Source organism: Gaiella sp., assembly GCF_035710885.1.
In the GTDB taxonomy this organism is placed as follows: domain Bacteria; phylum Actinomycetota; class Thermoleophilia; order Gaiellales; family Gaiellaceae; genus Gaiella.
In genome coordinates this window covers 18,163-27,011 of the sequence record NZ_DASTCS010000021.1, presented here as the reverse complement: position 1 = coordinate 27,011, position 8,849 = coordinate 18,163, and the positions used below count along the sequence as shown (strand labels likewise).

Here is an 8,849-nt window from a genome sequence, read left to right as displayed (position 1 = left end):
GATCGCAGGCGCCGACGCCGTGATCGACGGGAAGGCGAAGTCGATCTCGGGCGTCCGCGTGCTCGGCCGCCATCGCCTCCAGGTTCGGCTCACGAGGCCGCTCGGCGACTTCACCGCCCGGCTGACGATGCCGTTCTTCTGTCCGATCCTCCCGAACACACCTGTCGATCCCGAGGGGATCGACAAGCCGGCCGGCTCGGGCCCGTACTACGTCGCCGAACGGGTCACAAACCAGCGCACCCTGCTCCGGCGGAACCGCTTCTACCGCGGGGATCGACCCGCCAACGTCGACGAGATCGTCTGGACGGGGGGCGTCAGCATCCAGGCCTGCGAACTCGCCGTCGCAGAGGACCGGGCTGACTTCTGCGGTGAGCCCGGTGCGCCGCGGTCGGCGTATCGCGCGCTCGCCGAGGCATACGGGATCAACCGTCCGGGTGGCCAGCTGTTCGTGCGGCCGAGCCCCGCGACCTGGATGTTCGTCTTCAACCACGACCGACCCGCATTCGAGGGTGCCGGCCAGATCCCGCTCAAGAAGGCGATCAACTTCGCGATCGACCGGCCGGAGCTGACCCGCGCGGCCGGCTACCTCGGCGGCAAGCGCACCGACCAGCTGCTGCCGCCCGCGCTCGGACGTGCGGGGAGCGTCTACCCACTCGCCGGCGCGGATCCGGTCGCCGCACGTCGCTGGTATGCGCGAGCGAAACACAAGCCGACCACGCTCGTGCTGTACGCCTGGACGATCCCCCCGGCCCTGATCTTTGCGCAGGTCCTCGCCCACAACCTCAGGCAGATCGGCATCGAGCTCGACGTTCGGTACTTCGCGCCACTCGTCGCGCTGGACAAGGCCGCAACGCCGGGCGAGCCGTTCGACATCGTCATGATCGGCTGGGCCGCCGACTACGCCGATGGAGCGGGCTTCTTCGTGCCGTTGCTCGAGCTCAGCGGTGTTCGCCTCGACGTGCGCCTCCAGCGCCGCCTCGAAGCGGTGAACCGGCTCACCGGAGAGGCCCGCCGGCGCGCCTGGGCCGACCTCGACGTCGACATGATGCGCGACAACCCGCCCTGGGCACCCTTCTTCCACATCAACAACCGCGCGTTCGTCTCGAAGAGCCTCGGCTGCTTCCTCCGCCATCCCATCTACCGCGTCGACATCGCAGCAGTGTGCAAGAAGCGATGACGCGCATGCTCTCGCTCTCTCTCGGGATGCTGGCCGCCGGCGTGGGGCTGTTCGTCGCTGCTGGTCTTGCACGGTCCGCCACGGAGGAACGGAAGGGCGGGACGCTCCGCCTGAGCGCACCCGCGGACGTCGACTCGGTCGACCCGGCGGTCGGCTACTTCCCGCGGTCATGGATGCTCAGCTACGCGACGTGCGCGAAGCTGTTCAACTACCCGGACGCTCAGGGCGCTGCTGGGACGCGACTCGTGCCGGAGGTCGTCGAGCGGTACACGATCTCGCGGGACCAGCGGACGTACACCTTCGAGTTGAGGCAGACGTTCCGCTTCCACACCGGCGCTCCGGTCACTGCGCACAGCTTCGTCGCTGCGATCAACCGGGTCGCGCAACCCAAGCTCGAGTCGCCGGCAACCGCCTACATGCGCGAGATCGACGGCGTCGCGGCGGTGAGCGATGGCAAGGCGCAGACGATCTCCGGCGTCCGCGCGCTCGGTCGCTACCGGCTGCAGATCCGGCTCACCAGGCCGGTTGGGGATCTCACGGCGAGGCTGACGATGCCGTTCTTCTGCCCGATCCTGCCCGGCACACCGATCGCCGAGATCGACACGCCCGCCGGTTCGGGGCCCTATTACGTCGCCGAGCGCATCGTCAACCAGCGCATCGTCCTGAAGCGCAACCGGTACTACCGCGGGAACCGCCCCGCCAACGTCGACGAGGTCGTCGTGACCATCGACGAGCTGAAGGACTGCCTGCTCGCCATCGAGCAGGTCACGATCGACTACTGCTACCTCGGCGGCGGCCTCCCGGCCGGGGCGTTGTTCCGGGAGCTGGAGGAGAGGCACGGCATCAACCGACCGGGTGGGCGGTTCTTCGTCAGTCCGTCCCTGACGACCTCGTTCGTCGCCTTCAACCACGACCGGCCCGCGTTCGCCGGCCCCGGCCAGATCCCGCTCAAGCAGGCGATCAACCACGCCATCGACCGACCCGAGCTCACCCGTCAGCTCGGTTATCTCTCGGCCAACCGGGCCGACCAGATGCTCCCACGCGGGCTCGCCCGCCCGACGAGTATCTACCCGCTCAGGGGCTCCGACTACGCCACCGCAAGGAGAATGCTGGCTCGTGCGAGGAACCAGCCGAAACGGCTCGTTCTCTACGCGAACAGCTTCTCCGTGACCGTCGCACAGGCCGAGATCCTCGCCTTCAATCTCAAGCAGATCGGCATCGACCTCCAGGTGAAGTACTTCGACATCGGTGCGCTGCCCGGGAAGCTCGCAACCCGCGGGGAGCCGTACGACCTCGCGCTGGCTGGCTGGTTTGCCGACTACGCTGACCCGGCTGCGTTCTTCGTCCCGATCCTCAACCGCGGAAGCGGCCAGGGCGTCAACCTCGACGATCCGCGGATCGACGCGCGGATCGAGGCGGCGAACCGCCTGACGGGCGAGGCACGGCGCAGAGCCGCCTGGGCCGACCTCGACGTCGACCTCATGCGCGACAACCCGCCGTGGGCGCCGTACGTGCACACTCAGACCCGCACCCTCGTGTCGAAAGGCGTCGGCTGCGTCGTTGTCCACCCCCTCTACGGCTTCGACATCGCCGCCGTGTGCAAGAAGCGATGACGCGCAGGTTCTCACTGTCGTTCGGGATGCTGGCCGCCGGAGTCGCACTGCTCGCCGCGACGTTTGCGCACCCGGCCGGCTCGACGAACGACGCGACCGAGGCGCGGAAGGGCGGCACGCTGCGCCTGAGCAGGCACACCGACATCGACTTCGTCGATCCCGGCCTCGCGTACTACTCGACCTCGACGTCGCTCATGTACGCGACCTGCGCCAACCTGTTCACCTACCCGGACGCGCCGGGCGCGGCCGGCCTGCGGCTGATCCCGGAGGTGGTGAGGACGTACACCGTCTCCCGCGACGGACGAACCTACACCTTCGATCTGCGGAGGACGTTTCGCTTCCACTCGGGAGCGCAGGTGACCGCGCGCAGCTACGTCGACGCCTTCAACCGCGTCGCCAACCCGAAGCTCGGCTCCCCGGCCACGCCCTACATGCGCGAGATCGTCGGCGCGGAGGCCGTGATCGCGGGCAGAGCGAAGACGATCTCGGGCGTTCGCGCCCTGGGGGCCTACCGGCTGCAGATTCGGCTGACCCAACCGGTCGGCGACTTCACCGCGCGGCTGACGATGGCCTTCTTCTGCCCCATTCTCCCGAATACGCCGGTAGACCCGAAAGGGATCGACGACCCCGCCGGCTCCGGGCCTTACTACGTCGCCGAGCGCGTCGTCAACCAGCGCGTGATCCTGAAGCGCAACCCGTACTACCGCGGCAACCGCCCGGCGAACGTCGACGAGATCGTCTGGACCTTTGGCATGAGCCAGGCGGACTGCCTGGCCGCCACCGAGGAGGACCGGATCGACCTCTGCGTCGAGTTCGGGATCCCGCAGACGGCGTACCGGCGACTGGCCGACACGTACGGCGTCAACCGGCCGGGCGGCCGGTTCTTCGTCGGCCAGCGGCTCGACGTGTGGTACTTCGCCTTCAACCACGAGCGGCCGACGTTCAGAGGGCCAGGGCAGATCCCGCTCAAGAAGGCGATCAACTACGCGCTCGACCGGCAGGCCCTCGGCGAGACCTTCGGCTACCTGGGAGGCACGCCCGACGACCAGCTGCTGACAGCCCCGCTCGGACGGGACGAGGCTATCTACCCGGTCGCGGGCGACGTGGCGAGGGCCCAGCGCTGGCTCGCCCGAGCGGCGCGCAAGCCGGCCGGGCTCGTCCTCTACGCGTTCACCGACCGGCCCGGCAACGTCGCGGCCGCCCAGGTGTTTGCGTCGAGCATGAAGCGAATCGGCATCGGCGTCGAGGTGAAGTACTTCGAGCAGCTGACGCAGGTCCGGAAGGTCGGCACGCGCGGAGAGCCGTTCGACGTCGCAATGCTCGCCTGGACGACCGATTACGCCGACCCCGCCGGGTACTTCGAGCCGCTCCTGAACGGCGCGAACATCGGGCCGACGGGCAACCTGAATGCCGCTTACTTCGACGACCCCCGGGTCAACGCGAGGATCGCGGCGGCCGGCCGCCTGCGTGGCGCCGTGCGGCGAAAGGCCTGGGCCGACCTCGACGTCGACCTGATGCGCACCAACCCACCCTGGGCGCCGTACTTCCACACGACGCGCCCGAACTTCGTGTCGCAGAGCTACGGCTGCTTCCTCTACCACCCCTTCTACGGCGTCGATCTCGCGGCGGCCTGCAAGAAATGAGGCGCCGGCGCTCGCTCGCTCTCACGCTGCTCGTCGCCGGACTGGCGATGTTCGCGGCCGCGGGAGCGCACCCCGCCGGCGGCGCCGACGAGGCGCGCAAGGGCGGCATACTCCGGATGGGGTCGTTCGAGGACGTCGGCCAGCTCGACACGGCGCTCGGCTACGGCGGGCCGTCGTGGGCGATCACCTTCGCGACCTGCGCGAAGCTCTTCAACCACCCTGACGAGGATGGGGCTGCGGGCGCGCGCGTGATCCCGGAGGTCGTTCGGTCGTACACCGTCTCTCGCGACCGACGCACGTACGACTTCGAGCTCCGGCGGACGTTCCGCTTCCATACCGGCGTGCAGGTGACGGCGCAGAGCTTCGCCGCCGCCTTCAATCGCAATGCCCACCCGGGACAGAAGGCGACCGACGCCACGGGCTTCATGCGTGAGATCGAGGGCGCCCAGGCGATGATCGATGGCAACGCGCAGTCGATCTCGGGAGTCCGCGTGGTCGGCCGGTACCGACTGCAGATCCGCCTGACGAAGCCGCTCGGGGACTTCCCCCAACGACTGACGCTGCCGTTCTTCTGTCCCGTCCTTCCAGGCACTCCGGTCGACTCCCGGGGAGTCGACCCCGCCGGTTCGGGCCCCTACTACGTCGCGGAGCATGTCGTCAACCAGCGGGTCGTCCTGAAGCGCAACCCGTTCTACCGCGGGGACCGCCCGGCGAACGTCGGCCAGGTCGTGTGGACGGTCGGCGAGACCCGGGAGGCCTGCCTGGTCGCCATAGAGGCGGATCGGATCGACCACTGCTTTCCGTTCGGTGTCCCGAGCGCGGCATACGGAGCCCTTGCCGAGAGGTACGGCGTCAACCGGCCCGGCGGGCAGTTCTTCGTCAGCCCCGCGCCGGTGACCTGGTACCTCGCCTTCAACCACGACCGGCCAGCCTTCAAGGGACCAGGACAGATACCGCTCAAGAAGGCGATCAACTTCGCGCTGGATCGAGCAGCGCTCGTCCGCCCCCTCGGCTACCTAGCGGGCAAGCGCACCGACCAGATCCTCCCACCCGCGCTGGGACGAGCAGTGGGCATCTACCCGCTCGGAGGGCCGAATCTCGCGGCTGCGAAGCGCTGGCTTGCACGGGCACGCATCAAGCCGACAAAGCTCATGTTCTACACGACCAGCGCCCCCTCGAGCGTCGCCCAGTCCCTGGCGCTCGAGTTCCAGCTCAAGCAGATCGGGATCGACCTGGACGTGAAGTACTTCGACGCGGCAACGCTCGTCGAGAAGATCCAAACCCGTGGCGAGCCCTTCGACATCGCCCGGGACGGCTGGGCGGCCGACTACGCCGACGGAGGGTCGTTCCTCGAGACGCTGCTGGACGGCAGGAGGATCCGGCCGACGGGCAGTCTGAACGTCGCGTACTTCGACGACCCGCCTACGAACGCCAGAATCGATGCGGCGAAGCAGCTTACGGGTGATGCGCGCCGAAAAGCGTCGGAAGACCTCGACGTCGAGCTGATGCGCACGAACCCGCCCTGGGCGCCGCTCTACAACACGTTCAACAGGTCGTTCGTCTCCAAGAGCTTCGGCTGCTTCCTGTACCACCCGTTCTACGGCGTCGACCTCGCGGCCGCATGCAAGCGGTAGGGGCGAGACATGTCTCCCTTACGACCCGGACGCGCCACCCCCCTCGGTTTCGAGGCGAGCTGCGCGACCCCGCAGATCTTCCGCCCGCGAGCCTGCGCCGAGCGCGTCCGCCCGTTCTGCGGCACGCCCGAGATAGTCCCGCGCCGTCGCGATGTCCCCGCTCTGCGCGTGGTAGTGGGCGAGTCGCTCCAGGTGGTCGTCGAGCGCCCCTTCGTAGACCTCCTCGACGGCCGACGCCACCGCGCCGTAGAGCTCTCGCCGCCGGGCGGGCGTGAGCGAGGAGAGCACCGCCTCCTGGAGCAGCCCGTGGCGGAAGGCGCAGACGAGCTCGGGATAGCGCCGCAGCTCGCGGACGATCTCGGCGCGTAACAGCGCAGCGAGGTCGTCCTGAGTGTCGTCCCCCGCGACGCGCTCGAGGATCGACACTGGAAACTCGCGCCCGAGCACCGCTGCGACCTGGGCCAGCCTGCGCGGCCCGTCGGCCAGCCGGTCGATCCGGGCGACCAGGAGGTTCTCGAGCGCGGGCGGGAGCAGGAGCGAGGGCCGCACTGTGGTGGTCCAGGTCCGATGGCGTCGCTCGAGGCCACCCGACTCGAGGAGCGCCCGCAGCAGCTCCTCGAGGTAGAGCGGGTTCCCCTCGGCCCGAGCGACGAGCTCCTCGCCAATCGCCTCGTCGACGACGCCTGGGAGCAACGCACCGAGGATCTCCTGGGCCGCGGCCGGCGAAAGCGGGTCGAGGGCGAGTTCGGTTGTGCGGTGCGAGAACTCCGTGAGGACTCGGGTACGGAATCGCCACCCCTCCGAGTCGGGGTCGCGACGGAGCGTGGCGACGAGCAGGAGCGGAGCGCGTTCGGTCACCTCGAGGAGATCCTCGGCGAGCTCGCGCGTCGAGGAGTGTGCCCAGTGGAGGTCCTCGACTGCGAGGACCGCCGGTCCCTGCCCGGCGAGCGCCTCGATCCATGCGACGTACGCGCGACGCGCCTCACTTCCTTCGGCGCCCCCTGCACCCTGGCCGAGCTCGATCCTCAGCAACCGGCCGAGGCCCGGCAGAGCTCGTCTGGGGTCGTCCCCGAACAGCGGGCCGAGCCGTGCCCGGGCACGCGTGCGCACCACGATCTCCGCGTCTCCCTGCTCGATGCCGAGCCAGCGCCGGAGAACGTCGATGAACGGCCAGGACGGGAGCCCCCCGTAGGAGAGGCTGTTGCCCTCGAGCCAGGTGACGTGCCCCGGCAGGGTCGAGCGCAGCTCGGCGAGCATGCGCGTCTTGCCGATGCCGGGCTCGCCGAGGAGCAGCAGCACCTGGCCACGGCCGGCCTCGAGATCGTTCACGACCGCTCGCAGGCGGGCGAGCTCGCTCTCGCGGCCGACGAGCGCCCGCAGCCGCAGTCTCGTAGCAGCGCGGATCGGACCGACGAGCCTCGACGCACGAACCGGCTCGTCCCGCCCCTTGAGGGAGAGCTCGTGGAGCGGTTCGAACGCGAACCTGTGGGCGAGGCGCCGTGCCGTCTCCTCGCCCACGACGATCGTCCCTGGGCTTGCCGTCGACTGGAGCCGTGCCGCAACGTTCACGGTGTCGCCGAGCGCGACGGTCTGGGGGCTTCCGACGCCGACCGGCCCGACGCCGGCGCGGCCCGTGTTGATCCCCACGCGCACGGCGAAGTCGGGGATCGCCCACGCCTGGGCGATGTCATGCGCGTACTGGCCCACGACCTCGTGGATCCGGAGCGCGGTCCGCGCCGCCCGCTCGGGGTCGTCCTCGTGTGCCTGCGGGACGCCGAAGTACGCGCAGATGCCGTCCCCCTCGTACGCCTGGACGGTGCCGCCGTACTCCTCGACGGCGTGGCTCATCTGAGTCACACACTCGCCGACGAGCGCCTTCACGTCTTCCGGTGAGAGGCGCTCGCCGAGCGCGGTCGAGCCGACGATGTCGGCGAACAGCGCGGTCACCGGACGGAGCTCGTCTCCGCGAGCGGGTGGCGTCGCGGGCTCCGCCGATACCGATGCGCCCGGATCCCGAGCCGTCGACCTGGAGGCCCCCGCCGACAGGGCGTCATCCTGTCGCAGGATCGCCGCCTCGAGCTCACGCAGAGCCTGCCCGGGCTCGAGACCGAGCTCCTCGCTCAGCATCCTGCGGGCGGCCTTGTAAGCCTGCAGCGCCTCCGCCTGCCGACCCGAGCGGTACAGGGCGAGCATCAGCAGTTCGCGGAGGCGCTCCTGGTAGGGATGGGCGGCGACGAGCATCTCGAGCTCACCGACGAGCCGGGGGTGGTGGCCTAGCTCGAGCTCGGCCTCGAGCAGCTCGATCTGCGTCGCGAGGTGCAGCTCGCTCAGCTGCGCGACCTCGTGACGGGCGGGCCCTTCGAAGACGACGTCCGCGAGCGGCGGCCCGCGCCAAAGCTCGAGCGCCTCGCGCCGGAGCTCGGCCGCGCGCGCGGCCGGAGCGACGCGTGCCTCTCGGGTCAGGCGCTGGAACTCGAGGAGGTCGAGCGCCTCCGGGTCGACGCGCAGCAGGTAGCCGGGCGCCTGCGTGACGAGGGTGTCGGGGTCGAGCTGCTTGCGGAGAGCGTGGACGTAGCCCTGCACCAGCTTGGCCGCCGTGGCCGGGGGCTGTTCGCCCCAGAGCTCGTCCATCAGGCGCGTCGTCGACACGACCTCGTTCGCATGGAGGAGGAGCGCGCCGAGGAGCGCGCGAGGCTTGGATGCCCCGAGCCGCACCGAGCGGACACCGTCGAGCGCTTCGAGTGGGCCGAGGATCCGGAACCTCATCCGTGCCTTTCTGCCG

5 protein-coding genes are annotated in these 8,849 nt (G+C 69.7%); 4 read left to right on the top strand and 1 reads right to left on the bottom strand.

The features are described 5' to 3' along the window. From VFO26_RS04745 to VFO26_RS04730, 4 genes are all read left to right on the top strand, one after another. Positions 1–1,177 (top strand): ABC transporter substrate-binding protein (locus tag VFO26_RS04745; protein ID WP_325113740.1); only part of this gene is annotated, 1,177 nt, incomplete at its 5' end. A 5-nt stretch (positions 1,178–1,182) separates the two neighbouring features. Beyond that, positions 1,183–2,790, top strand: a complete 1,608-nt coding sequence (locus VFO26_RS04740) for an ABC transporter substrate-binding protein (RefSeq protein ID WP_325113739.1) — start codon at positions 1,183–1,185, stop codon at positions 2,788–2,790. Beyond that, positions 2,787–4,433: an ABC transporter substrate-binding protein gene (locus tag VFO26_RS04735; RefSeq protein ID WP_325113738.1), complete on the top strand. Its 1,647-nt coding sequence runs from the start codon at positions 2,787–2,789 to the stop codon at positions 4,431–4,433. The genes VFO26_RS04740 and VFO26_RS04735 overlap by 4 nt, the downstream gene beginning before the upstream one ends. After that, entirely contained in the window at positions 4,430–6,067 is a 1,638-nt protein-coding gene (locus VFO26_RS04730; RefSeq protein ID WP_325113737.1) for an ABC transporter substrate-binding protein, read from the top strand. The genes VFO26_RS04735 and VFO26_RS04730 overlap by 4 nt, the downstream gene beginning before the upstream one ends. An 18-nt stretch (positions 6,068–6,085) precedes the next feature. Here VFO26_RS04730 and VFO26_RS04725 read toward each other — a convergent pair whose 3' ends face one another. Next, positions 6,086–8,833, bottom strand: coding sequence for a BTAD domain-containing putative transcriptional regulator (locus VFO26_RS04725; RefSeq protein WP_325113736.1), 2,748 nt, complete (start codon positions 8,831–8,833; stop codon positions 6,086–6,088). Positions 8,834–8,849: the final 16 nt, after the last annotated feature.

What these genes read in the sequence shown, in the direction of transcription:
- VFO26_RS04730 (WP_325113737.1), top strand. Translation starts at nt 4,430, where the DNA reads ATGAGGCGCCGGCGCTCGCTCGCTCTCACGCTGCTCGTCGCCGGACTG.
- VFO26_RS04735 (WP_325113738.1), top strand. Translation starts at nt 2,787, where the DNA reads ATGACGCGCAGGTTCTCACTGTCGTTCGGGATGCTGGCCGCCGGAGTC.
- VFO26_RS04725 (WP_325113736.1), bottom strand. Translation starts at nt 8,833, where the DNA reads ATGAGGTTCCGGATCCTCGGCCCACTCGAAGCGCTCGACGGTGTCCGC.
- VFO26_RS04740 (WP_325113739.1), top strand. Translation starts at nt 1,183, where the DNA reads ATGCTCTCGCTCTCTCTCGGGATGCTGGCCGCCGGCGTGGGGCTGTTC.